This is a genomic window from Virgibacillus sp. AGTR, assembly GCF_016919725.2.
GTDB classification, from domain to species: Bacteria; Bacillota; Bacilli; order Bacillales; family Amphibacillaceae; genus Virgibacillus; species Virgibacillus salarius.
Window position 1 is genome coordinate 20,479 of record NZ_JAJERH010000036.1, and the last position, 24,251, is coordinate 44,729.

Genomic DNA, 24,251 nt, shown 5'->3' on the forward strand with positions numbered 1-24,251 from the left:
TGTAAGGGATGTTGAAAATAGGATCACACGTATCGATGAGTGGTAAGAAAATGTTATTAGGCTCTTCTGAAGAAGCTGCCTCCTATGGTGCTAATACGTTTATGATTTATACCGGTGCTCCTCAAAATACGCGAAGGAAACCAATTGAGGAATTAAATATTGCTGCGGGTAAAGACCATATGGATCATCATGGTATGAAAGATATTGTAGTACATGCTCCATACATCATCAATATTGGAAATTCTGTCAAGAATGAAACGTTTGATTTAGGCGTGAATTTCCTTAGGAATGAAATGGAGCGAACAGAAGCGTTAGGAGCCAAACAGATAGTATTACATCCAGGTGCACATGTTGGTGCAGGTGCAGAGGTGGGAATTAAACAAATCATTAAAGGGTTGAACGAAGTACTTAACAACAATCAAGAGGTACAAATAGCTTTGGAAACTATGGCAGGAAAAGGTTCGGAAGTTGGGAGAACATTTGATGAATTAGCCAAAATAATTGATGGTGTTACCCATAATGAGAAGCTTTCAATATGCATGGATACATGTCATATTCATGATGGTGGTTACGATGTTGTTCATGATTTTGATGGTGTTCTAAACGAGTTTGATAAGATTATTGGAATTGACCGAATAAAGGTAGTACATGTAAATGACAGTAAAAATCCAGTAGGAGCTCATAAAGACCGTCATGAAAACATTGGCTTCGGACATATCGGTTTCGATGCATTGTTGCATGTCATTAAACACCCCCAATTAGAACAATTACCAAAAATTTTAGAGACTCCATATGTGGGTGAAGATAAAAAGAATAAGAAAGCACCATACAAATTTGAAATTGACATGATAAGAGCGGGTAAATTTGATGAAGGATTAAAAGACAAGCTCCTCCAATCTTGAAGTTGTTGTTATAAATGAAGCCATTAGCGTGTTTGCAGAAAAAGTAAAAGAGTAAGGAATAGTACGAAAGTATTATTCCTTACTCAAATAAATGACCGAGCCCGTAAGATTTAATTAATTCATTAAATAACTTTTGGGCTTTTTTTGCAGTTGCTTGATCCGTAATAAGAGCTAGATCTCGAAGCATCTTTTCTCTTCCATGTGAAGAAAATGGATCTACATTATTTTTCTTCAAATACGTAATAATTTGCTGAGCTTCATTATTTGATAATGAAAAACCATATTGATTACTATAATGAAGTAATTCCGGAGCTGTTAATTGTGCTAACTTCCTACGAATCATTTCTTTTATAAAATTGGACATTTTAAAAATACTCCCCTTTTTATATACTCTTTTACTGTATGCGCAAAAATAAAAAAATCAACTTGTCTCCCATAAATTCTCCCTTCCATTAAATAACACCATTAATTTATGTGAAATTCCATATCCTAAAGATGCACCTCATTATTTAGAAAAAGGAGGTCTCGGACTATGGATCAGTATCCAAATAATGGAATGAAGGATGTAGAAAGAGCTCCGAATTATGGTGAGCAGAGAAAAAATGAAGATTTCGTTGGAATTGAACCTGACAGTTCTAGAGACGAAGAATTTGCTGCAGAAATGACTGCAGATGATTACGATCCAGATGTTACAGATAATGATACGGATATAAATTCAACATTCGGTTGGGTTGGGATCGCATTATCCGTTATTTCGTTCTTTATTTGGCCGGTAATTTTTGGCGCTGCCGGTATCATTCTCGGGTTCATGTCGAGAAGTCGTGGAGCGGATACATTAGGGAATATTGCCATTGCAGGTGGGGCAATCTCTATCTTAATTACCCTTTTTGTATTACCGTTTGTGTAGACAAAGGGCTATCTCAGCCCTTTCAGGCTGTCGAGAAAGTATCTCGGCAGCCCATCTTTATTTAGAATATAGCTCTTCTTATCCGCTGTATTTTATAGTAGGAGATTGGAGTAAATTGTTCGAAACGCAAGCAAGGGTGAGTTATTGTCGCTTATTCAGAAAAACGTACTAGTTGCATTCGTAATATTGACAGGAAAGACTTGCAAAAAAGCACAGGAGATTCTCTAGAAGAGAAAAGCGTTATTTCGGCTCCTTGACTTTTATTATGTTTTAATCGTAAATGGGAAAGTAATAAAAATTCCCAATTTCAAGTTGATATGGATCTGTCTTTGGATTAATAACTTGAAAATCAATTAAAACTTTTTCAATATTCAACCTATTTAACTGATGTTTATTTATTTCTTCAACTATACTTAGAACAGTATCCCCTGTTTGGACTTTTATCGGTGTGACATGGTAATCTGTATGTAACACTTCAGATTCTTTTTCTTGGAACGGTGTTGTCTGTACATTTGAAATATCCTTATAAACGCTTGAAAGAAACAAGAAAATAATAAACCAAATGGCTGCTTTTTTTAGGAAATTCATCAGATCTACTCCTTATTATGAAACAAATCATTGCTGTTTTACGTATATACGTACTATAGGAGAGAGGGGGAGTTTTTTTGAGTGTTTTTGATTTGGAATGGATTGGAATCATTATTACTGGTTTTGCTACCTTGTTTTTAATTGGCGAAGTGCTTGTTAATATGCGTGGAATTTTTGCGTTATTAGGTATAGGTTTTATTACGGTATATTTTGGTGCCTATGTTGAAACAGGCTCGTTCATTATTATGCTTATTATTTATTTTGTAGGATTATTACTTATCATTATTGATGGAAAATTATTAAATGATGGAACACTTGCTACGATTGGATTAGCTTGTATGTTAACAGCAGTAGCGTTGCCTGCGCCTAATTTAGCTTCTGGTTTATATGCTGTGCTTGGTGTACTGCTAGGTGGCGGAGCTTCATTCTTTTTCTTAAAGGTATTTAAAAGAAGAGATATGTGGAATAAATTAACCTTAACAGATCAACTTACGCAGGAAGCAGGCTATAATTCCATGAATCAAAGCTATGAACAACTTTTAAATAAAGTGGGAGTAACACTAAACGATTTACGACCGGTAGGAACGATTCGCATTGAACAAAAGGACTATAGTGCTGTGTCAAATGGTCAGTGGATTAGTAAAGATACAAAAGTAAAAGTAGTTCAAGTCGACGGAACGAAAATTTTAGTTGAAATAATAAATGGTTAGTTGCTGAACGTGAAGATAATCGACAAGATTTTAGATAATCTTAGAAAGATTATCTTTTTTATTTGTGCGCCAGGCATGGCGACTATCTAGGTGGTGAAAGTCCGCTGTGAGGGTACACATCAACCAACCACTAGAGAACCGCAAAGGTGTTTATCGTGAGGTGAAGGCTGAAGGAAGCGTGTATCAAAATCTTGGCTCGACGAACAGAAATCTGATACCAAGGCTCTGTAGACGGACAAGGCTCCCAAACAAGCCAAAGTCCAAAAGATGTGCGTGATGAGCCGCGTCGAGCTCCAGCGCCCAGAAACGAGGCGAATTCACGAATCGCCCTAAGCTAAGTCATCATCGACTCGCAAGCTCACCGTGATTTCTTTATCTCCATTAACTCGCTCCAGTCGCTACGTTTCTAATCGGGCGCTAGCGCTTGTGTTCTTTTTGTTTATTTGTTCATCGCATGGAAAGCATGAAGTAGTAAATACTAAAAAGATCTATTAAATGTAGCTGAATGTAAATTTAATGTTAAATATACCTTTTAAACCTTTACAAAAAGTTTATATATAATTAATATTGGTATGGTGTGACAAGATTCAACATGAATGGAAGGGTAGGTATAAATTTTGGAAATTGATGTTCAAAAACTGATATTTGAATTTATCGGCGGACTGGGTATTTTCCTTCTTGGTATAAAGTTTATGGGAGAAGGGTTACAAAAGTCAGCAGGGGATCGTCTTAGAGATATACTGGATCGCTTTACAAGTAACCCATTTATGGGGGTATTAGCTGGTATTATCGTTACGGTTTTAATTCAAAGTAGCTCTGGTACTACTGTCTTAACAGTCGGTCTAGTAAACGCAGGCTTTATGACGTTAAGACAAGCAATTGGTGTAATTATGGGTGCTAATATAGGTACAACAGTTACTGCATTTATAATAGGTATTGATATTGGTGCTTATGCGCTACCGATCATTGCTGTAGGGTGTTTTCTATTATTTTTCTTTAAAAGTCAGAAAGTTAATGCAGTTGGACAAGCAATCTTTGGATTTGGTGCATTATTCTTTGGATTAGAATTAATGAGTAGTGGTATGAAGCCATTGCGTACACTAGAAGCATTTCATGAATTAACCGTTAATATGAGTGAAAACCCAGTTCTTGGTGTAGTTATCGGTACTGTCTTTACCGTTGTTGTACAGAGTTCAAGTGCCACAATAGGTATTTTACAAGGTCTATTTGCTGAAGGAGCAATAGAACTAAAGGCAGCCATACCCGTTCTTTTTGGAGATAACTTAGGAACGACAATAACTGCAGTGCTAGCATCTCTAGGTGCAACTGTTGCTGCAAAACGAGCAGCGTATACTCATGTAATCTTTAATTTAGTTGGAGCTACCATCTTTTTACTCCTACTTGGAGTTTTTACGCAAATTGTTACGTTTTTACAAGGACAGTTTAACTTGAACCCGGAGATGACAATTGCGTTTGCTCATGGGACCTTTAATATTACAAATACGATCATTCAATTTCCATTTATAGGCGCTTTAGCTTGGTTAGTTACTAGGATTATTCCAGGTGAAGATACAATTGTAGAGTATAAACCACAACACTTAGATCCGATATTTATTCAGCAATCATCGACCTTGGCATTAGATCAGGCGAAAGCAGAAGTGATTCGCATGGGTGAATATGCTTATAAAGGCTTAGAAGAAACAAATAAATATTTAAATACACAACTTTCTAAGCATTCCGAAATGGCTATGCAAATAGAAGGGGCTTTAAATAATCTGGACCGAAAAATAACAGATTATCTTGTAGAACTATCGGCAGAATCACTTACGGAAATAGAAAGTGCGAAACATTCCGCACTCCTTGACTCCGTTCGAGATATCGAAAGAATAGGCGATCATTTTGAAAATATTGTCGAATTAATTGATTATAAAATGTCTAATAAAGTTCAATTAACCAATCATGCTCAGGAAGATCTAAATGAAATGTTTGAATTAACAACGTCAACAGTAAAACAAGCCGTTGAATCTCTCCAAAGTATGGACAGAGAAGAGGCACTAGCTGTGATTCAAAAAGAAGATAAAATTGATAAAATGGAAAGGAATTTCCGAAAGAAACATATCATTCGTATGAATGAAGGTAAATGTACTGGATCAGCTGGAATTGTTTTTGTTGATATCATTAGCAATTTAGAGCGAATTGGAGACCATGCGGTTAACATTGCTGAAGAAGTATTAGGTGAATAATAATAACGTATGTTTAGTTTAACAACTGTCGGAAATGCTTTCTGACAGTTGTTTTTTATACTAAGTAGAAGTTAGCTATCTCAAATTCAAATGAACTGCAAGAGCTACGTCATTGTCGTTTGCGGAAAAGAAAATCTGTGTGAACAAGCATTATTCAACCGGAACTTGAAGAAAGCCGTTCACTTATCCATGGTGAGTTAAGTGAAGGGGAGTTATTTCGTGAAGTTCTGTTAGGAAAATTCTGTAGAAAAACGGGTGACTTCCGGCCCCTGTAGTATGGTTTTCAAGAGGTGACTCAGCGTTACGTCTGCTCACACAAACACAGGAGTTACTTTACAAGTTATAAGGTAGTATTTACTAATTAATAAAGGAATTAAAATTAAAATTTTCTAACTTTAAATTTTGTATTGAAAAACCTTTGATAAGATGCTATAGTAAATATTGTCGTTTTAACAGCGATACATACATAAGAAATTGCGATTATGATTTTTTGAAAAAAATATTGACAGATGTTGTTGAACATGGTAAATTATATCTTGTCGCTATAATTCGTTGAAAGTAGTCACGATAACATTCCACAGTAGCTCAGTGGTAGAGCTATCGGCTGTTAACCGATCGGTCGTAGGTTCGAATCCTACCTGTGGAGCCAATTTGGCGGTGTAGCTCAGCTGGCGAGAGCGTACGGTTCATACCCGTGAGGTCGGGGGTTCGATCCCCTCCGCCGCCACCATAATATAACAATTAATCTGAAGCATGGCGGTCGTGGCGAAGTGGTTAACGCACCGGATTGTGGCTCCGGCATTCGTGGGTTCGATCCCCACCGGTCGCCCCATAAACAATTTTAAAATGAGAAGGACCCTTAGCTCAGTTGGTCAGAGCTATCGGCTCATAACCGATCGGTCGCAGGTTCGAGTCCTGCAGGGTCCACCATAAAATTATTTGGAGGTATACCCAAGTCTGGCTGAAGGGAGCGGTCTTGAAAACCGCCAGGGGTGTAACAGCCCGCGGGGGTTCGAATCCCTCTACCTCCTCCATACATATTTAGAGTAGATTTAGGCTCGGTAGCTCAGTCGGTAGAGCAAGGGACTGAAAATCCCTGTGTCGGCGGTTCGATTCCGTCCCGAGCCACCATTCAAACAAGCGGTGGCTTGTTTTTTTATTTTCTCAAGAAAATAACGCTTTTTATAATTTGGTAAAAAAATGCATGCATATAATTTGCATCAGTATAGTAGCTTTGATAATCTTGCTTTAAAAGGGTGAATATTCGATCCTTTTTAATAAAATAATTTTATTAGGAGGAAGTTATAATGGCAAAATTTGAATTACCTGAACTACCTTATGCTTACGATGCACTAGAACCTACTATTGATAAAGAAACCATGAACATTCACCATACAAAGCATCATAATACGTATGTAACGAAACTAAACGGTGCTTTAGAAGGACATGCTGATCTTCAGAATAAATCTGTTGAAGAGCTAATAAGTAATCTAGATGCTGTTCCGGAAAGCGCGCGGACCGCCGTACGTAATAATGGTGGCGGCCATGCAAACCATAGTCTATTCTGGAAAGTATTATCACCTAATGGTGGTGGCGAGCCAACTGGTGAGCTTGCTGATAAAATTAATGAAAAGTTTGGCAGCTTTGACAAATTCAAAGAAGAATTTGCTAATGCTGCAGCAGGACGCTTCGGATCAGGTTGGGCATGGTTAGTTTTAAATAATGAAGAATTAGAAATAATGAGTACACCTAATCAAGACTCGCCGATAATGGAAGGAAAAAAACCTTTATTAGGTCTTGATGTTTGGGAGCATGCTTACTATCTTAAATATCAAAATAAACGCCCAGATTACATTTCAGCTTTCTGGAATGTTGTTAATTGGGATCAAGTAACGAAAAACTATAATGAAGCGAAATAACAAAAATAATTGAATAGAAAAGGCATGTGGGGGGATTCGATTCCTTCATATGCCTTTTTTTATCTATAATTGTCAAGAAATGATGAATGTAAGCTTAATGAATAGATTGTTATATCCTTATCTTTAATTAAGGCTTCTTTGCATATCTGTTACTCATTTGTTCAAACTATTAATGACTTGAAAAGGAGTATGGAATATGCGAAAAAGCCTATCACTTTATCAGGGGAAATTAGACATTGATAAGGATTTATTGTTTTTACTTGTTATTGGTGGACTATATTCTTTAGGGATATTTTTATCCAATACATTTGTAAATATATACTTGTGGAAGCAATCAGGGGATTATATAACCATTGCTGTATATAATTTAGCCATTTATATTTTTCAACCATTGACGTTTATTGTGGCTGGAAAATTAGCTAAGAAAGTGGATCGAGTTATTGTATTACGTTTAGGGGTAATTTTTTTATCTCTCTTTTTTTTGAGTGTATTAATTATTGCTGAAAAAGCATCGTACTATAATTTTATGCTAGGTAGTCTTCTTGGTATTGGTTATGGTTTCTATTGGCTAGCATTTAATGTACTTACATTCGAGATTACTGAGCCAGAGACTAGGGACTTTTTTAATGGATTTTTAGGAGTGCTTCAATCCTTTGGTGGAATGATTGGACCGTTATTAGCTGGGACTATTATTGCTAATTTGGAAGCAAATATCGGATATACAACAATTTTTACGATTTCTTTTATTTTGTTCATTTGCGCAGTTATCTGTAGTTTCTTTTTGGCAAGGAGAAAGGCAGAAGGAAGCTTTTATTTTCGACGGGTATTAGCTGAACGATCACATAACAAAAATTGGAATCGTATATTAAATGCACATATTTTTCAAGGATTAAGAGAAGGGATATTTGCCTTTGTTATCTCCATATGGGTGTTTTTGATTACACAAAGTGAATTTTCATTAGGGATGTTCAATCTAGTGTTCTCTGGTTTATCCTTTGTTTTTTATTTTATTGGGACGAAAGTTATCAAGCCTTCCATGAGAAAAAAAGCTATCCTTATCGGGAGTCTTATCCTGTATTTCTCTATTACAATTATTATTTTTGAGATTAGCTATGCACAGCTAATTATATATGCAATTTGCATTGGGATCGCTTACCCAATCATTACTATACCATATGTCTCTTTAACCTATGATGTAATAGGAAAAGCATGGAAGGCAAAAGAGTTACGTGTGGAGTATATCGTTGTCAGAGAAATGTTTGTCAATATCGGAAGAATTACTTCCATTTCTGTTTTTTTAATTGCTGTTTCTATTTTTCCAGCTGAAAAGGCAATCCCATATATATTAGCCGTTTTTGGTGCTGGGCATATTTTTATCTATTTATTCGTCAAGAACATCTACTTAGGAAGTAAGCCAAAAAAAGAAGTATTAATTAAAGAGCAATTAACAGACGAAAAAAATAGATAAATGGATGAAAATAAAGAGGGATAAATGGTATAATGAATAAGGTTTAAAATAAATCTAATTTCGTATGGGGGAGAGATAATGGGGAATAAGAAAAAAAAGAAAAAAACGCAACTTCCCTTCCGAATTAACATATTATTTTTTGTTGTGTTTCTAATGTTTACAGTGCTTATTTTACAATTAGGAGTTGTACAGATTTTAAACGGTGAAGCATTTCAGGAAGAAATTGATCGAACGGTAAAGGATACAACAAAGATACCCGTTCCTAGAGGTAAAATATATGATAGTAACCATAATGTTATTGTAGATAATAAACCATTGTATTCGATCACGTATACACCTGCAAAAGGAACGCAGGCAGAAGATCGATTAGAAGTTGCTGAAAAATTGTCGAAGTATATTTCTATGGATGATGAAAAAAAATACCTTGATAAATTAACAGAGCGCAATAAAAAAGAGTATTGGTACTTAAAAAATAAGGAAGAAGCTGACAATCGCTTATCTGAAAAAGAAGTAGCAGATTTAGATAATGCTGAACAGTATAATACCATTCTAGATCGAATTACAAAAGATGAAATCTCCGGTTTTTCGAAACAGGAGCTTGAAGTAATTGCAATTAAAAAAGAATTAGATAAAGCATATTCGCTTACGCCGCAAATAGTTAAAAATGACGATGTCACCGCAGAGGAATATGCTAAAGTTTCTGAGCACTTGGATGTTCTACCTGGAGTTAATGCAACGACTGACTGGAATAGGGACTACCCTTTCGGTGAGACGATCAACAGCTTACTAGGTACTATTACAACACAAGAGCAAGGGATCTTGGCGGAAAAAGAGCAATATTACCTAACAAGAGGTTATAGCCGTAATGATCGGGTTGGAAAGAGCGGACTTGAGGAATATTATGAGGACGTATTACGAGGAACAAAGGAACAAATTCAGTACACGACCACTAAATCAGGTGAAGTTGTTGGAACAGAAACGGTCGTTGAGGGTAGCCGAGGTAAGGATTTAGTTTTATCTATCGACATGGAATTTCAGGAAGAAGTGGATAAAATAGTACGAGAGGAATTAAAAGCAGCCGTTCAGAGCCATCCCTATGACAATAAATATTTAAAGGATGCACTTGCCGTTGTTATGAATCCACAAACAGGTGAATTATTAGCGGTTAGTGGACAAACCAGAGATGGAAATGAATACAGTAACGCTGCATACAAGACGTTGTATGATGCCCATCGCCCTGGTTCTATTGTAAAGGGTGCAACTGTACTTGCAGGCTTAGAATCAGGCGTGATCTCACCTGGACAAAGATTTAATGACAGTCCGATAAAAATTTCAGGTACCCCGAAAAAAGGTTCCCACAGCAACTATATTGGGGTAGTCGATGATCAGGATGCGTTGAAACGCTCGTCCAACGTCTACATGTTTTATATCGCATTAAAAATGGGGGGAGAGAATCGCTATCCCTTCCCAAATGGAAGTAAAGCGTCGTTTAATACGGAAGCTTGGCAGAAAATGCGTAACTATTTCCAGCAATTTGGTTTAGGTGTGAAGACTGGTATTGATTTTCCTTATGAAAGTGTTGGCTTTGAAGGGGATTCGATGAATCGAGCAGGACTTTTGATGGACTTTGCTATTGGGCAGTATGATACGTATACCACGATGCAATTAGCTCAATATGTATCGACGATTGCCAATGATGGCTATCGAGTTCGTCCGCATTTTCTAAAGGAAATTCGTGAACCAAGTAAATCAGGTAAGGATCTTGGATCCATCTATCGTAGTGAGAACACGGATATCTTGAACCGTGTTCAAATGGATCAATCCTATATAGATCGTGTGCAGGAAGGTTTTCGGAGAGTGTTTCAGGAGCCAGGAGGAACTGGTTATGGGTATTACCATAAAGATTATAATGCTGTAGGAAAGACTGGTACGGCGCAAAATGAAGTGTATAAAGATGGCAAAAAGTTAGCGGAGACAGAAAATCTATCTCTTGTCGGTTATGCACCATATGACGAGCCAGAGATCGCATTTGCAATTATAGCTCCAGATACAGGCAAGGGTAACTCCTATAAGATTAATCATATGATTGGAACCCGGATTTTAGATGCATATTTTGATTTGAAGGAAGAGCGAGACAAAGAAAAGAATGAAGAAAAAGAATAAAGTATTACGTAAAGTACAAGTCTACGAAGACTTGTACTTTTTTATACTCTAGGAAATTAGAGGAAATTAACAGTCCATATGTATAAATGTGGGCATGTTGTGCGGTGTCCAGCTCCAGCGCTGAGAAACGGTGGCGACTTCACGAATCGCCTTACGATATAAAGTCATCATCTGTTCGTAAGCTTACTGTGATTCCTTTATCTCCGTTGAATCGCTCCATTCGCTACGTTTTTAAATGGGCGCTTGCGTTTTGTTCTCCCGCATATAACTGTCAGTAAGCCCCTAGTTTAAGCAATAAAGTAAACCCAATATGGATAAGTCGTGGATCTATTGCTAGTACATGTCCGATTGGTTCAAAGGCCATTAGGTCAGACCCTTGTGGTACTAGCAATCAGTGGGGGATAAAACAAAAATCCCAAACTGATTGAAGTTTCACTTTATAAAATTTTACATGTAATTAACATTAAATCAATAGCCATTTCATACCTGTCTGTTAAAGTATAGATAAGCAATAGCTAGATTAGATAGGAGGGAAAAGCCAGATGAATACACGTGGACAATTTCATCATGAAATAGAGGAGATTAATCAAGATATCATACAAGTGGCTAAATTAACAGAAAAAGCGTTGAATAATGCCCTGAATTCCTTATATGAACAAGATATAACCTTAGCAAACCAAGTAATTGAAGATGATAAAGAAATAGATAAAAAGGAAATAGATATTAATGATAAAGTTATCTTACTTATCGCCAAACAACAGCCAGTAGCAACGGATCTTAGAAGATTAATTACCGCATTAAAAATTGTGACGGATTTAGAACGAATGGCTGATAACGCGAAAAATATTGCCCGTTCAGCAATTCGTTTAGGAGAAAACGGGGAGACATTATTACCACACGGTTTAGCAAACATGCAAACATATATCATAGAAATGTTGCAGATAGCAATGGAGTCATTTTCCAATGAAGATATCATCTTAGCGGCACAATTATCAGAAATGGATGATAGGGTAGATAAACAGAACAAATTAATCATTAGTGAGCTTCTAGGAGAAACTGCTACAAAACCAGATAAAATTCAATATATTATGCAAGTTGCCTTTTGTGCACGATATTTAGAAAGGTATGCTGATCATATTACCAACATTGGTGAAAGCATTTTATATTTAGTTAAAGGAGAGAATTTTAATTTAAATTAAAAGAGGCTGGTACAAAACATAACTTCTTTACTCAAAATACGAATAATCATATTATCAATAGGAGTATCATCGCCGCACCGTGAAACTATACTCGTTTTCCGCGGGCACGGCCTCAGCTAACTTGGTAAAGAAAAACACGTTACCAAGTGGATCTTCGGACTCGTGCTGTTCTCGCCGGAGTCTCGCTGATTTCAGGTGCTAAATGAATGATTCTGATCAATAAACGAACGATAATTAGTTTCCAACCAATCATCGTTCGTTTTTAATTGCTTCTTCATTCTTTTGTCTCAGCCTCTTTTTAAATACGTTAGTGGCTAATCGAGAATGTTAGTTAGCCACTTATTTAATCGTGCATTCCTTACTATTATTTAGTGATTGCCTCAGCTATTTGATGTTGATCCATATCTGTATTTAATTTAAACTTACCGATTTGCACGCGTTGACTATAGTCATTTTTTTCTAAGTAATCGCTAAATTTTGAAGCATCTTTAATTAATTTGTTCTCTTCTAATAAGGAACTTATTTCAGATGAGGCCATCCCTTCTTTTATATGTAAGGTATACGTTTTGGGACCTTCCTCTTTTTCCGGTGATTCCTTTGCTTGTTCTTTCTTCTGTTCTTGATTTTCTTCTTTGGTGTTTTCTTTTTCAGCTTTCTCCGTATTATTGGAATCTTGTTTTTTAGCTGCATCTTCTTGCTCTGTAGTCTTAGCAGATTGATCATTTTGTGTAGTAGTAGAAGTATTTTCATTCGGTGGAGTTTTCGCAGCTTTTTCTGGATTATCATTGACAGATAAAGCAACGTACTCTGAATTGGATAAGACATGATATCCTTTATCTTTGACTAGAGAAATCAATTCTTTCTCAGAAATACCTTCAACAGTCTTTGTATCGCCCTTAAATAATAGATAAGTGGCTAACATAATAATCCCTGCTGTAAGAAGACCAATTGCAAATACTCGTACAGGTTGTTTCATTGTTTTCTCCTTTAATCCCTTTATTTATTTTCCAAATCTTGTGCGAACTCTTCTGTAAGCAATTCCTCTTCCAGGATTTTTATTTTCTTTTTCATTTGATATGTATCCTGCAACGTAGTAATGGAGAACTGCTCTAATTGACTCTCTACTTCTTCCATACGATCATTTAAGAAATAGGACAATGTTAGTAGAACTAGTCCAATCACAATGATGGTAATGATTGCATAGACCATGTAAATACCTCCTTCTTATTCATTATTAGTTATAACATAAATGAGTAGCTAAAAGCCATTACCAATTAAATTTTTTCGACAAAATTAATAGAATAGTCCCGATTTTTGCTGAATTAAAGCAGATTAACAGGTCCTAAGAAATGAAAATAGAAATGGAAATGTGAGTAAAACGACCTGGTGTATAATTTGCTGTTTAAACGATTACACTACTTATTACGTGATAATAAAGAATTTTGGAAGGAGTTACAGCAATGGGTGAATTCAGTCATTTTCGATTTGGCCAAAAAGCACCAAATAATGGTGTATATATCGAAATCGGTGAAACGGGGAGCAGTGTCACCGATCCCAAAATAATAAAATTAAAAGCGGGAGAAAAATTCCCGCAAACAACAAATCATAATCGAGTTTGGACATATGATAAAAACTAGAAGAAATAAGTGAGATACCTCCTGATTTTGGATTTCGGGAGGTATTTTTACATGAATAAAAGCATTTCATTAAGTGCATCTATGAAAAAAGAAGAAAGAAATGAATTTTTAATATAAAGAAAATCCGAATATATAAAGTAATATTCGGGAAGTCATTCGAAATTTCTTCGTTCACTTTTTGGAGAAATAGAATGGGACGGATTGCTCGTTTATCTTTGCAGTAAAGCCTGCGGAAACAGCTCAATTCGAAAATCTTCGCTTCTAAGCGTATTGTGGTTAGCAGCATTCGTTGAGGCTGTGTCCGCAGTAAGAGTCCATATGGAAAGATGAACTTATTATTAGTTGATTTTAGATATACTACGTTTAATAATCCAGTCGATAGCTAGATTAGCTTGCCATATTAAATAGCTCTAGCAATTGATTCGATGCCTCTGAGTAAGCTGAGTCCATAATGTTTTCTTTAATTCCTTCAATTAGCTCTACAGCTCCTGGTTGTGTAACGGTAAGAATTTTTACATCACCATTGAACATCTCATTCATCTTATTTTTGGCTTGCTGCAAGTTATCATTAGGATTCTTTTCATTATTATTTTCTACTTCTTCGGTTTCTCCTTTTGAGGATAAGCCTTCTGTACCACTTAAAAGGTCTTTTTGCATATCATCATATTGATGACTAGTCGTTTGTTCGTTATTTCTAGCTAGGATAACTGAATCATCAACAACAAATACCTTAATTCCAGTTATTCCTTCGCTCTTTAAAATAGATTCAAAAAATGAAGAAACACCACCTTCATGAATACCAGAGCTTCCGATCGAACTATATAAATTTTGCCCCATGCCGCTATAGGTAGTTCCTTTTTTATTCGTGGTCCGTGTTTTATCACTTGTCTCACTAGGTATTATATTTGGATTATTTAAGTTTTCCTGATTGGCATGATCGGATACGTTGGCCATATTCATGTCATTCGTATGTTCATCTTCCATCGCACTGTTATCGTTTGCAGTACAAGCAGTAAGTAATGCTGTGATTAGAACTGTGATCAGCAATATTGATAGTTTCCATTTTCTTAACATAAAAGCTTCCCTCCATAATAAATGATTTATAAGTATTATGTCCTGAAATTTTTTATGTATGAGTGGTTATTTTTGGTGACATAATAAGGTCAACTTATAAGGAGGTGAGTCTTTTGGCAGAAGATAATAATAAGGAAAAGATTGATCAAGAGAGTTTATCTCGTAGAAAGTTTCTTAGAAACTCAGGTTTTGCCGTCGGGGGTCTAGCTGTTGGTGGTGTATTAGGCAGTGTTATCCCATGGGGAACCGATGAAAAAGAGCCACAACAGGCTGCTAATGAAACAAAAAATTACAATCATGCGTTAATGAATTTTAATCAAGTAGAATTTCAAACTGTTGAAGCGGCAACAGAACGCATTTTTCCAGAAGATGAAAATGGCCCAGGAGCTCAAGCGTTAGGAGTGGCATTTTATATTGATCATCAATTGGCAGGCTCTTATGGCTTCAACGCAAGGGATTATATGAATCCTCCTTTCTTTCATGGTGAAAAAACCCAAGGTTATCAAGGTAGATTGAAAAGAAGAGAAATTTTCAAGATTGGTATTCGTGAAATGCAAAACTATAGTCATTCGAAATATAAAAAGGGCTTCACGGATTTAACTGCTGATGAACAGGATACGGTGCTAGCAGATTTTGCCGATGATAAGGTGAATATTACGACTGTTTCAGCAAGTGGGTTCTTCAATCTTCTAAGGAGTATGACGTTAGAAGGAGTGTATAGTGATCCTTTATATGGTGGAAATAAAGATATGCAAGGTTGGAAATTAAGAGATTATCCTGGCGATCAAATGAACTATACCCAGGTAATCGAGAGTGAAGAATTTCAGCAAATTGAACCTAGGAGTCTTCGAGACCATATGTAGTAATTAAAATGGTATGAGGTGATATGATGGCTAAAAAACTACCAAAGACAGATGTAGTAATTGTTGGTGTCGGTTGGGGTGGAGGTATTATTGCTTCAGAACTGACAAAACAAGGATTGAAAGTGGTTGGGTTGGAGAAAGGACAGGAAAGAGAAACCGAAGACTATTATATGGCTCATGATGAATTGCGCTATGCAGTTCGTTATGAGTTGATGCAGGATCTTTCTAAAGAAACGATAACATTTAGAGGTAATGAGAAAATGCGAGCATTACCAATGCGTCAGTATGGCTCATTTTTATTCGGAGATGGTGTTGGTGGTGCTGGTGTTCATTGGAATGGACAAACTTTTCGATTTTTGCCGTATGACTTCGAAATACGAAGTAAAACAATTGAACGATATGGGAAAGGTAAGATACCAGCTGATATGACGATTCAGGATTGGGGAATTACCTATGATGAAATCGAGCCATACTATGACAAGTTTGAAAAAATGGCTGGTATTTCAGGAGAGGAAAATCCGTTAGGGGGTAAACGCTCGGATAAGTATCCTACCGGGCCAATGCTACATTCTCCGCAAATGAAAATGTTTAAAGAAGCAACAGAAAAGCTAAAATATCATCCGTATACGATCCCTTCTGCCAATTTATCAGAACCGTATAAAAATCCAGATGGTATAAGTAGAGCCGCTTGTCAGTATTGCGCATTTTGTGAACGCTTTGGTTGTGAATATGGAGCAAAAGCTGATCCGGTTGTTACGGTTATACCGGTAGCTAAAAATACGGGTAAATTTGACTTAAGAACCCATTCTTGGGTGAGAAGAGTTTTACATAAGGATGGGAAGGCAACTGGTGTACTATATACAGATTTAACTACCGGTGAAGAAATAGAACAACCAGCTGATATGGTAGTATTAACAAGCTACGTATTTAATAATGTAAAACTCTTACTGAATTCAAAAATTGGTCGCCCGTATGATCCTGCTAGTGGTAAAGGAGTTATCGGAAAAAATTATGCTTATCAGATCATTAAAGGTGCAGCAACAGGGTTTTTCGAAAACAAGAAATTTAATAATTTCGCTGGAGCAGGCGCCTTAGGAATGGTTATCGACGACTTTAATGGGGATAATTTCGACCATTCAAATGTGAATTTTTTACATGGTGGTTATTTGTCTCTAACACAGACTGGAAAAAGACCGATTCAGACCAATCCAATTCCTTCTGATTCAGCAACATGGGGTAAGGAATTTAAGCAAAACTCATTAAAATATATTAATAGGACGTTGTCCATTGGTGCCATGGGTGCCAGCTTACCATATAAACAGCATTATTTGGACTTAGATCCAATGTATAAAGATGCTTTTGGTGACCCCTTAATTCGCATGACTTATGGATTTAGAGACCAAGATAAAGAACTTGCTAAGTTTACCGCAACAAAAGCAAAGGAAATTCTGCAAGAGATGGGTGCTGATAAAATCGATGCGATGGATGAATTGGGACCCTATGATATTACTACCTATCAGTCAACGCATAATACCGGAGGTGCAATTATGGGAGCAGATCCGGAAACATCAGCGGTTAATAATTATTCGCAGATGTGGGATATGGAGAATCTGTTCGTTGTAGGAGCTTCCTCTTTTCCACATAATAGCGGTTATAATCCTACTGATACCGTTGGTGCGTTAGCATATCGTGCTGCAGAAGGAGTGGTTAAATACAGTAAGGATGGTGGACTTCTTACATCTTAATGGGTTGGTTTGATTAGGAAAGAAGGTGCTGTAATTGCTTACAAATATAGGTATACCAGGTTTGATTATTATTCTAATCATTACATTAATTATATTTGGTCCAAGAAAGTTACCTGAGATTGGATCGGCATTAGGAAAGACGTTATCGGAATTTAAAAAGACTACCAGTGACATTATGAGTGATGATGAACAAGCTGAAACCACAAGGCCAAAAGATGTGACAGCAGCAAAAATGAAGAGATCTGACTAAATTGCAAAACGCCCAATAAACAACTATCTTGCTTGCATTTGAAAAAGGATATGAAATTTTTCAATAAGAAAAGGTTGACTATTCAGAGTAATGGACAACCTTTTTCTTGTTGTCTAGGAAATTAGCCCATGTGATTAAATATGGGAGTGTTGAGCTAGCATCCAGCTCCAGCACCAAGAAGTTCCACTTCACGAATAGTCCTAATCTAAGTCATCATCGGCTCATAAGCTCACCGTGATTTCTATATCTCCGTTGACTCGCCCTAGGCAACGTTTCTAATCGGGGGCTTGCGCTCTTGTTTTATATATAATACCTCTTGTTATACTTCGTCTAGTTGTGGTCTATTATAGCTATTAGAATAGGCGAATTGATTTTCCAAAACTGATCAAATTCTTAAGGATTTCTAGCTTACTTCTTGATAGTTTCATCAACATCTGATATTATGAATAAGTCTGAAATGAATTAATCGCTCGTTTTGAAGCAATTAGGTAAAGTTTGGAGGGAAAATCATGCGCGTTAACATTACTTTAGCTTGTACTGAAACAGGAGATCGTAATTATATTACTACGAAAAACAAACGTACTAATCCTGAACGTATTGAGCTTATGAAATATTGTCCACGTCTTAAAAAACACACTCTACATCGTGAAACAAAATAAATGATTAAAAATAAAACCTTTATCAGCTGATAAGGGTTTTATTTTTAATCATTTGCTGTACTTATTAACTCAAACGGGGGTAATTGATTTGAATAAAGCTCACATTCGGTCAGCAAAGCTTCAGATGCTTAAAGAAATAAATCCAGTAAAGAAACGCGAAATTGAGAATAGCTTATATGCACGACTTATAGCTTCATCGCTTTGGAAAAACGCCAGGGTAATTGGAATAACGGTATCGCAAGCGTTTGAATGGGATACGAGAAACATTATTGAAACAGCCTGGAGGCAGCAGAAACAAGTTTGTGTACCGAAGTGTTCTTCTGTTGATAAAACGTTAACTTTTTATCAAATTAGTTCCTTTGATCAGTTAGAGGTTGTCTATTATGGATTGTTTGAACCTAAGCCAGATGAAACGAAACAAATAGATATAACTGCAATTGAATTGCTATTTGTACCAGGGCTTGTCTTTGATAGGAAAGGTTACCGAATTGGTTTTGGCGGAGGTTACTATGATCGATTTTTAATGAACTATTCCAATCATACGGTTGCACTGTTACATAGTAGTCAATTAGTAGACGCTATACCTAAGGAATCATTTGATATTCCGGTAGACCACTTAATTACAGAAGATACATGGATAAGCAGTTATGACAGAAGAAGGATCGATGAATGAGAGCAGATACATTTGTCAACAATTATTTCGTCCAATACATGAAAATGGACAGAGGTGAATAGAGAATTATACCGTACTTGTTGCTGGGTTAGGGGTGCTTGGTAGTAAACTTTGCAATCATTTGATAGGGTAGGTGCTATCTCATCTGCAGTAGAACAAGTAGCCGCTTTTCAACTTGTTGGTCTATGAAGCATGTTACTGGTAATCACAACTCATTACGAAAAATATCTGGGATAATCTACAACATGATGTGAAATTAGCTTTCAGATCAAATTGTCCAACCTGTCAAAAAAGATTATCCAGCTCTAAAATCAGAAGCGATTGTAAATGAAACGGTTCTCTGCGGTATAAATATGATTCAAATTAGCTTCATGATTTCATACTGGAAGCTTTAGAAAAAAAGCTAGATCATTTTAATGTTACAAGAACGCCCTTTTTTTACGCGTAGCTATACAGGATGATATTCTTTTCACTATTTTCCCAGATGCCCGTATTCTGATAAAAGGGAGTTGCAACAAGCGTCAGGAACATACGTGGTTTGAACAATATATAGTATCGTACATGCATAAAAATAATCAGGTAGATGAAAACTAGAAGTACCATGATAAAAAGAGGTGTATTTATGCGTATTCTGTTTTTATTTGCCGGAATGATAACTGCGGCGAGCTTGCTTTATAAATGGCGCTATCGGATTATGAATACATTATTGGCTATTGGATTTTTAAGAAAAGTTGTGGTAAGTTTATCCATGAACGTGCCAGCAGTTCGTTCGAAAATTATACCGACAATGTTCCAGAAAAATACATCAAATTCTTAATCGGTGAAGAAGTTGTGAATTTTGCAGCTTCTTTTATCATGATAAAAGAAAAATGATGAGGGATTTGGTATGATGGAAGTCTAAGGGGAGGTCGAGGATGTACATAGATAACCAATATAATATATATCAAATCGCTTATCATTACGTAAAGACTTATCAATATGACGTGCTATTTGTAAGTGATCAGGAAGATGAAATATGGCTAGAGAAAAAAGAAGGGAAAAAATCTACAGTCATTCGCTTCCTAGGTCGTGGGTTTGATTGGAAGAACTATTTAAAAAAGGATATTGCAGTTGTTTTTCAAAAAGTTAAAGCAATGAAACGATTGTTGCGAGGTAAAGTTATTCAAATTTATAATGTTTACATATCCGAGCACGAGCCTGTCGATGATTGGGAAATGCTAAAGAAGCCAATGCAGCTAAATGAGAAGCACCCTATTTCCATGAATGTTTATTATTTGTCAGATGAACAGTTTGTGGAAGAGAAAATACGTTTGGAAAAAGATACAGATATAACAATAAATACCGCTGATTCTCAAGAACCTATAGATAAGGAAAGTCAGCTACACAATTATAAAAAGTATTTAAAGAAAAATGTTTTGGATCAAAAAGAGCAAACTCAGGCGGTATTCTCCTTTGGTAAGCCGCTATTTACCTATCTTATTCTTGCAATTTGCATTGGGATGTTTGTATTAGTAGAACTGAACGGTGGAAGTAGTTCCATGCAGCCGTTAATTGATTTTGGTGCAAAGTACAATCCTGCTATCATAGAACAAGGAGAATGGTGGCGCATCATTAGCTCTATGTTTCTTCATATTGGGTTCCTTCATTTACTCATGAATATGCTTGCTGTTTATTATTTAGGAACTTTAGTTGAACGTATATATGGCTCATTTCGATTTTTATGTATCTACTTTCTTGCCGGTATTGGTGGTGGGATAGCGAGTTTTGCCTTTTCTCCAAGTATTGCGGCTGGTGCCTCAGGTGCATTGTTTGGATTGTTCGGAGCATTATTATTCTTTGGATTACATAATCGGAAAATTTTCTTTCAAACAATGGGAACGAATGTTTTAGTTTTAATCGGAATTAATATCGTATTTGGTCTCTTCGTACCGCAAATTGATAATGGGGCGCATTTGGGAGGTTTAGTAGCTGGATTTATTGCATCTGGAATAGTCCATTTACCAAAGCGTAAAGAAACGTTTAAACAAATGATAGCAATTGTGCTATATTGCATTATTGCATATGGTCTTATTCAATTCGGTTATTACAATAATATGAATAATCAAGTGTATCATGTAATGCAAATAGAAGAATTGCTAAAACAAGAAAAGTACGAGGCTATCATTTCCCAAGCTAATCAGGCCTTAGAAAGTGAAGGGAATCTAGAAGCTGCCATCCTGTTTCATAGGTCTTATGCGTATATTGAATTAAATCAAGATCAAAAAGCGATTGAAGATTTAGAGCGAAGTATAGAAATTGATCATAGTTTTCCGGAGGCATATTATAATTTAGCAATTTTATATAAGAATAACGGGAAAGTAGAAAAAGCTAAATCAGCTATTGAAAGCGCGTATCAATTAAACCCTGACAATGATGATTTTATAAGGTTATATGAACAACTTACTGGTAAATCAGCTAACTAATAGTGTATGGGTGCTTTCGAGTAGAGGATTCCTTTTTTCAAGAGGGTCATTAACGAGTATCTAAAACTACATAAAGCCTACTCTCACCTCGTTTCTTACATTAGATAATAGGACCTTTGTGAAACTTCAATTCGTGGGGGGAAAACAAAACCCCCACGAATTGAAGTTTCACTTTATTTTCATATTTTATTGAAAAGAATAGTTTTGTATCAGTTTTTCTTTTTTTCCGTTGATTTCATATAGTACAAGTAGATGCTTTTGTTCTTTATCAAATAAAATAATTGGTATATAGCTATTCAGCTCTTCATTGGTGGTATTTACTACGGGTATAACATAATTTTTATACAGTCCCTCCCAAAGTTGTCCAATAATTTTATTCGTTTGCGCTTGTGTCAATGATGGTAATGGCTTTGTGTTGTAATGGACTAAATCCGTAAGCGGTACGCTAAGATAGTTATCTGGATCAATATGGAAATAATGAAATAATTGATGCCAATGATAAAGAAGCTGTTGCTTCGTTGTTCGATCAAGTAAATCTTTCCATTCTTTTTCATAATTGTTATGAGGCTTTTTAAATGAATCAAGTGCTGTTGTCGGTGAATCTATGACATATAAGTAATCGCTAGACATGCGATGAATGCTTTTTATATCATTACTTGAGCGATGTATCTCACCATGATGAAATGAGATAGATTGAAATAAACTGCTATCTTCATGAAATAGTTTTTCCCGTAACTGAATGGTATCTGTATCCTGCGTCCATTTTGTCTTTGCCCCCTTTAATCTTCCGTTATCATATAGCAATGATACATCTTGTCGTAAATAGATCGGCATATTTGTGATAGAATCAGACTCCCATGTAATTTCATAATTATCCTTGCCTTTTTCCGAGAATAGTTGGAGCTGTGTCTCCGATTTAGAGAAGGTTGTATTATTATCAATTGGAAAGTATGTAATGGCAGGAGTAGAGTTCAGTCTGATTAGATATACAACTGCTATTACACATGCTGCTGTGATAATCATAATAACTAAATGCCATTTGTTCATATGCTTCCCGCCTTTAAACTGCTTGTCTTAGTCCAATATATGAGTATAAGTTTTAATATATGATGGAATTGATGAACTCTTTAACTGGTTTATGCATAGTTATCCTTCCAGTGCTCAAACTATTAGTAATCTAACATGTTGGATAGGTGAGTTTATGGAGAAAGAAAAACAGCCATTATTTAAAGAGTTTAAAAAAAATCGAGCGTATTTAAACGAACGATTAGCGGTTGATAAAAGTTTTGATATGATTCAACGAGATTTAGAATATGTTGGCGTTGAAATGTCACTATTTTTAATTGATGGATTTGCTAAAGACGACATTTTACTATACATCATGAAGTTATTTGCTAAGTTAAGTCCTGAAGATTTGCAACCTGATACGCTTACAAAATTAATAAAAACGTATATCCCCTATGTGGAAGTTGACGAGGTACTTGATTTAAACGAAGCTGCGGATTTGGTTTTAGGTGGGCCAGCGGCGCTAATTGTTGAAGGAATCAATAAAGTAATCATGATTGACGCTAGAACCTATCCAGCACGCTCCCCGCAAGAACCAGATTTGGAGCGAGTTGTAAGAGGATCTAGAGATGGGTATGTTGAAACGATTGTCTTTAACACTGCTCTGACTCGTAGAAGAGTTCGTGATAGATCGCTACGGATGGAATATTTACAATTAGGAAGAAGATCAAAAACAGATATTTGTATTTGTTATCTGGAGGATATTGCTGATAATCGTCGTGTAGAAAATCTAAAGAAAAAGCTAATGAAGATTGATACGGATGGCTTGCCTATGGCTGAAAAGACGATTGAAGAATATATTAGTGGAAGGCATTGGAATCCATATCCTACGATTCGTTATACAGAGCGACCAGATACAGCAGCAGCACATCTATATGAAGGTCATGTCATGGTCATTATAGATGGATCGCCAAGTGTAATGATTACTCCCGCTACGTATTGGCATCATCTACAGCATGCAGAAGAATATAGACAAAAACCTTTAGTGGGCGCATATTTACGATTAGTTCGTTTTATTGCGGTCATAGCATCGATATTCATCTTACCATTATATTATTTGTTTGCGAAGAACTCTGAATTTCTACCAGAGACTCTCCAATATATTGGCCCTGATGAGATAGGCGTTGTACCATTATTAGTACAATTTCTGATAGCTGAGATCGGGATTGATATTTTAAGGATGGCAGCAATCCATACTCCATCCTCCTTAGCAACGGCACTTGGCTTAGTAGCTGCTATTATGATCGGAGAGGTTTCTGTAGAGGTTGGTTGGTTTTCGCACGAAGTCGTACTATATCTAGCTGTAGCTGCGATTGGAACATATGCCACTCCAAGCTATGAATTAAGCTTAGCTAATCGGTTGGTACGCATATTCCTGCTACTATCTTCTGCTTTATTAGGAGGTATTGGATATATTTTAGGAGTTACGTTATGGCTATTATATCTAACAAGGATGAAGGCTTTCCATGTGGCTTATTTTTGGCCATTTATCCCTTTCTCTTACCGTCCATTTCGTGATATATTTCTACGATCACCCATTCCGCTTAAAAATAGGCGACCTGCATTTTTACACCCCAAAGATCCAGATCGTTAAACGTCTGGATCTTTTTTTATAAGTTAAGAAAGTATAAAATCAGTGCAATGACTGCGTTAAGCCAAGTAGTTATTTTGAAATGTTTGATGTATATTGGGCAATGCTCCGACTAATTACTTCGCTTTCCGCG

The 24,251-nt window shown here is 36.2% G+C and carries 23 protein-coding genes and 6 tRNA genes; 23 read left to right on the plus strand and 6 right to left on the minus strand.

Annotated features, from left to right (window positions below):
- Nucleotides 1-8: 8 nt before the first annotated feature.
- On the plus strand, nt 9-902 hold the full coding sequence (locus JUJ52_RS13640; RefSeq protein WP_026681166.1) for a deoxyribonuclease IV: 894 nt from the start codon (nt 9-11) through the stop codon (nt 900-902).
- A 79-nt stretch (nt 903-981) separates the two neighbouring features.
- Here JUJ52_RS13640 and JUJ52_RS13645 read toward each other — a convergent pair whose 3' ends face one another.
- A complete protein-coding gene (locus tag JUJ52_RS13645) occupies nt 982-1,266 on the minus strand; it encodes a DUF2624 domain-containing protein (RefSeq protein ID WP_026681165.1) in 285 nt (94 codons plus the stop codon).
- A 168-nt stretch (nt 1,267-1,434) separates the two neighbouring features.
- Between JUJ52_RS13645 and JUJ52_RS13650 the strand changes: the two genes are divergently transcribed.
- On the plus strand, nt 1,435-1,809 hold the full coding sequence (locus JUJ52_RS13650; RefSeq protein WP_026681164.1) for a hypothetical protein: 375 nt from the start codon (nt 1,435-1,437) through the stop codon (nt 1,807-1,809).
- 270 nt (nt 1,810-2,079) lie between these two features.
- Here the strand turns inward: JUJ52_RS13650 and JUJ52_RS13655 are convergent, their stop codons facing one another.
- A complete protein-coding gene (locus tag JUJ52_RS13655; protein WP_034678965.1) occupies nt 2,080-2,397 on the minus strand; it encodes a hypothetical protein in 318 nt (105 codons plus the stop codon).
- A gap of 77 nt (nt 2,398-2,474) precedes the next feature.
- Between JUJ52_RS13655 and JUJ52_RS13660 the strand changes: the two genes are divergently transcribed.
- The 12 genes from JUJ52_RS13660 to phoU all read left to right on the plus strand — a co-directional run bounded on the left by JUJ52_RS13660 (nt 2,475) and on the right by phoU (nt 12,099).
- The gene (locus JUJ52_RS13660) at nt 2,475-3,107 is read left to right on the plus strand and encodes an NfeD family protein (RefSeq protein WP_205388628.1); all 633 of its coding nucleotides are present in this window, start codon (nt 2,475-2,477) and stop codon (nt 3,105-3,107) included.
- A gap of 617 nt (nt 3,108-3,724) precedes the next feature.
- The gene (locus tag JUJ52_RS13665) at nt 3,725-5,350 is read left to right on the plus strand and encodes a Na/Pi cotransporter family protein (protein WP_026681162.1); all 1,626 of its coding nucleotides are present in this window, start codon (nt 3,725-3,727) and stop codon (nt 5,348-5,350) included.
- Nucleotides 5,351-5,924: 574 nt separating this feature from the next.
- A tRNA-Asn gene (locus JUJ52_RS13670) sits at nt 5,925-5,999 on the plus strand.
- Nucleotides 6,000-6,003: 4 nt separating this feature from the next.
- Nucleotides 6,004-6,080 (plus strand) — tRNA-Met (locus tag JUJ52_RS13675).
- Between the two features lie 26 nt (nt 6,081-6,106).
- Nucleotides 6,107-6,182, plus strand: a tRNA-His gene (locus JUJ52_RS13680).
- A 21-nt stretch (nt 6,183-6,203) separates the two neighbouring features.
- A tRNA-Ile gene (locus JUJ52_RS13685) sits at nt 6,204-6,280 on the plus strand.
- 11 nt (nt 6,281-6,291) lie between these two features.
- Nucleotides 6,292-6,384 (plus strand) — tRNA-Ser (locus tag JUJ52_RS13690).
- A gap of 21 nt (nt 6,385-6,405) precedes the next feature.
- Nucleotides 6,406-6,481, plus strand: a tRNA-Phe gene (locus JUJ52_RS13695).
- A 176-nt stretch (nt 6,482-6,657) separates the two neighbouring features.
- Nucleotides 6,658-7,269, plus strand: coding sequence for a superoxide dismutase (locus JUJ52_RS13700; protein WP_205388627.1), 612 nt, complete (start codon nt 6,658-6,660; stop codon nt 7,267-7,269).
- A 196-nt stretch (nt 7,270-7,465) separates the two neighbouring features.
- The gene (locus tag JUJ52_RS13705) at nt 7,466-8,737 is read left to right on the plus strand and encodes an MFS transporter (protein WP_166530586.1); all 1,272 of its coding nucleotides are present in this window, start codon (nt 7,466-7,468) and stop codon (nt 8,735-8,737) included.
- 78 nt (nt 8,738-8,815) lie between these two features.
- The gene (locus tag JUJ52_RS13710) at nt 8,816-10,900 is read left to right on the plus strand and encodes a peptidoglycan D,D-transpeptidase FtsI family protein (protein ID WP_205388626.1); all 2,085 of its coding nucleotides are present in this window, start codon (nt 8,816-8,818) and stop codon (nt 10,898-10,900) included.
- A gap of 542 nt (nt 10,901-11,442) precedes the next feature.
- On the plus strand, nt 11,443-12,099 hold the full coding sequence (phoU, locus tag JUJ52_RS13715; RefSeq protein WP_026681158.1) for a phosphate signaling complex protein PhoU: 657 nt from the start codon (nt 11,443-11,445) through the stop codon (nt 12,097-12,099).
- A gap of 364 nt (nt 12,100-12,463) precedes the next feature.
- On the opposite strand, the gene JUJ52_RS13720 is transcribed toward phoU, so the two are convergent.
- Together JUJ52_RS13720 and JUJ52_RS13725 are read right to left on the minus strand one after the other, a co-directional pair.
- On the minus strand, nt 12,464-13,075 hold the full coding sequence (locus JUJ52_RS13720) for a hypothetical protein (RefSeq protein WP_121605264.1): 612 nt from the start codon (nt 13,073-13,075) through the stop codon (nt 12,464-12,466).
- 20 nt (nt 13,076-13,095) lie between these two features.
- Nucleotides 13,096-13,308, minus strand: a complete 213-nt coding sequence (locus JUJ52_RS13725; protein WP_205388624.1) for a hypothetical protein — start codon at nt 13,306-13,308, stop codon at nt 13,096-13,098.
- Between the two features lie 251 nt (nt 13,309-13,559).
- Between JUJ52_RS13725 and JUJ52_RS13730 the strand changes: the two genes are divergently transcribed.
- Nucleotides 13,560-13,736 carry a YjzC family protein gene (locus tag JUJ52_RS13730; protein ID WP_080668671.1) on the plus strand — a complete coding sequence of 59 codons (177 nt, stop codon included), beginning with the start codon at nt 13,560-13,562 and terminating at the stop codon, nt 13,734-13,736.
- Between the two features lie 387 nt (nt 13,737-14,123).
- Here the strand turns inward: JUJ52_RS13730 and JUJ52_RS13735 are convergent, their stop codons facing one another.
- Nucleotides 14,124-14,810 (minus strand): hypothetical protein, encoded by a 687-nt coding sequence (locus JUJ52_RS13735; protein WP_121605262.1) that lies wholly within the window; start codon nt 14,808-14,810, stop codon nt 14,124-14,126.
- A gap of 113 nt (nt 14,811-14,923) precedes the next feature.
- Between JUJ52_RS13735 and JUJ52_RS13740 the strand changes: the two genes are divergently transcribed.
- The 7 genes from JUJ52_RS13740 (at nt 14,924) to JUJ52_RS13770 (ending at nt 21,462) form a co-directional block, all read left to right on the plus strand.
- Nucleotides 14,924-15,673 carry a gluconate 2-dehydrogenase subunit 3 family protein gene (locus tag JUJ52_RS13740; RefSeq protein ID WP_205388623.1) on the plus strand — a complete coding sequence of 250 codons (750 nt, stop codon included), beginning with the start codon at nt 14,924-14,926 and terminating at the stop codon, nt 15,671-15,673.
- A 26-nt stretch (nt 15,674-15,699) separates the two neighbouring features.
- Nucleotides 15,700-17,418 (plus strand): GMC family oxidoreductase, encoded by a 1,719-nt coding sequence (locus JUJ52_RS13745; RefSeq protein WP_205388622.1) that lies wholly within the window; start codon nt 15,700-15,702, stop codon nt 17,416-17,418.
- Nucleotides 17,419-17,452: 34 nt separating this feature from the next.
- Complete coding sequence (gene tatA / locus JUJ52_RS13750; protein ID WP_205388621.1) at nt 17,453-17,668, plus strand: twin-arginine translocase TatA/TatE family subunit; 216 nt, start codon at nt 17,453-17,455, stop codon at nt 17,666-17,668.
- 509 nt (nt 17,669-18,177) lie between these two features.
- Nucleotides 18,178-18,327 carry a 50S ribosomal protein L33 gene (rpmG, locus tag JUJ52_RS13755; protein ID WP_026681152.1) on the plus strand — a complete coding sequence of 50 codons (150 nt, stop codon included), beginning with the start codon at nt 18,178-18,180 and terminating at the stop codon, nt 18,325-18,327.
- Nucleotides 18,328-18,415: 88 nt separating this feature from the next.
- Nucleotides 18,416-19,000 carry a 5-formyltetrahydrofolate cyclo-ligase gene (locus JUJ52_RS13760; RefSeq protein ID WP_205388620.1) on the plus strand — a complete coding sequence of 195 codons (585 nt, stop codon included), beginning with the start codon at nt 18,416-18,418 and terminating at the stop codon, nt 18,998-19,000.
- Nucleotides 19,001-19,622: 622 nt separating this feature from the next.
- Nucleotides 19,623-19,817, plus strand: coding sequence for a hypothetical protein (locus JUJ52_RS13765; protein WP_026681150.1), 195 nt, complete (start codon nt 19,623-19,625; stop codon nt 19,815-19,817).
- A 97-nt stretch (nt 19,818-19,914) separates the two neighbouring features.
- Nucleotides 19,915-21,462, plus strand: a complete 1,548-nt coding sequence (locus tag JUJ52_RS13770; RefSeq protein WP_026681149.1) for a rhomboid family intramembrane serine protease — start codon at nt 19,915-19,917, stop codon at nt 21,460-21,462.
- A 186-nt stretch (nt 21,463-21,648) separates the two neighbouring features.
- Here JUJ52_RS13770 and JUJ52_RS13775 read toward each other — a convergent pair whose 3' ends face one another.
- The gene (locus JUJ52_RS13775) at nt 21,649-22,509 is read right to left on the minus strand and encodes a hypothetical protein (RefSeq protein ID WP_026681148.1); all 861 of its coding nucleotides are present in this window, start codon (nt 22,507-22,509) and stop codon (nt 21,649-21,651) included.
- 154 nt (nt 22,510-22,663) lie between these two features.
- Here JUJ52_RS13775 and JUJ52_RS13780 point away from each other — a divergent pair, with 154 nt between their 5' ends.
- A complete protein-coding gene (locus tag JUJ52_RS13780) occupies nt 22,664-24,121 on the plus strand; it encodes a spore germination protein (RefSeq protein WP_026681147.1) in 1,458 nt (485 codons plus the stop codon).
- Nucleotides 24,122-24,251 lie beyond the last annotated feature (130 nt).

Coding starts and splice junctions, on each gene's coding strand:
- JUJ52_RS13640 (WP_026681166.1), top strand. CDS start 9: ATGTTGAAAATAGGATCACACGTATCGATGAGTGGTAAGAAAATGTTA.
- JUJ52_RS13645 (WP_026681165.1), bottom strand. CDS start 1,266: ATGTCCAATTTTATAAAAGAAATGATTCGTAGGAAGTTAGCACAATTA.
- JUJ52_RS13650 (WP_026681164.1), top strand. CDS start 1,435: ATGGATCAGTATCCAAATAATGGAATGAAGGATGTAGAAAGAGCTCCG.
- JUJ52_RS13655 (WP_034678965.1), bottom strand. CDS start 2,397: ATGAATTTCCTAAAAAAAGCAGCCATTTGGTTTATTATTTTCTTGTTT.
- JUJ52_RS13700 (WP_205388627.1), top strand. CDS start 6,658: ATGGCAAAATTTGAATTACCTGAACTACCTTATGCTTACGATGCACTA.
- JUJ52_RS13705 (WP_166530586.1), top strand. CDS start 7,466: ATGCGAAAAAGCCTATCACTTTATCAGGGGAAATTAGACATTGATAAG.
- JUJ52_RS13710 (WP_205388626.1), top strand. CDS start 8,816: ATGGGGAATAAGAAAAAAAAGAAAAAAACGCAACTTCCCTTCCGAATT.
- phoU (WP_026681158.1), top strand. CDS start 11,443: ATGAATACACGTGGACAATTTCATCATGAAATAGAGGAGATTAATCAA.
- JUJ52_RS13720 (WP_121605264.1), bottom strand. CDS start 13,075: ATGAAACAACCTGTACGAGTATTTGCAATTGGTCTTCTTACAGCAGGG.
- JUJ52_RS13725 (WP_205388624.1), bottom strand. CDS start 13,308: ATGGTCTATGCAATCATTACCATCATTGTGATTGGACTAGTTCTACTA.
- JUJ52_RS13730 (WP_080668671.1), top strand. CDS start 13,560: ATGGGTGAATTCAGTCATTTTCGATTTGGCCAAAAAGCACCAAATAAT.
- JUJ52_RS13735 (WP_121605262.1), bottom strand. CDS start 14,810: ATGTTAAGAAAATGGAAACTATCAATATTGCTGATCACAGTTCTAATC.
- JUJ52_RS13745 (WP_205388622.1), top strand. CDS start 15,700: ATGGCTAAAAAACTACCAAAGACAGATGTAGTAATTGTTGGTGTCGGT.
- rpmG (WP_026681152.1), top strand. CDS start 18,178: ATGCGCGTTAACATTACTTTAGCTTGTACTGAAACAGGAGATCGTAAT.
- JUJ52_RS13765 (WP_026681150.1), top strand. CDS start 19,623: ATGCGTATTCTGTTTTTATTTGCCGGAATGATAACTGCGGCGAGCTTG.
- JUJ52_RS13770 (WP_026681149.1), top strand. CDS start 19,915: ATGTACATAGATAACCAATATAATATATATCAAATCGCTTATCATTAC.
- JUJ52_RS13775 (WP_026681148.1), bottom strand. CDS start 22,509: ATGAACAAATGGCATTTAGTTATTATGATTATCACAGCAGCATGTGTA.
- JUJ52_RS13780 (WP_026681147.1), top strand. CDS start 22,664: ATGGAGAAAGAAAAACAGCCATTATTTAAAGAGTTTAAAAAAAATCGA.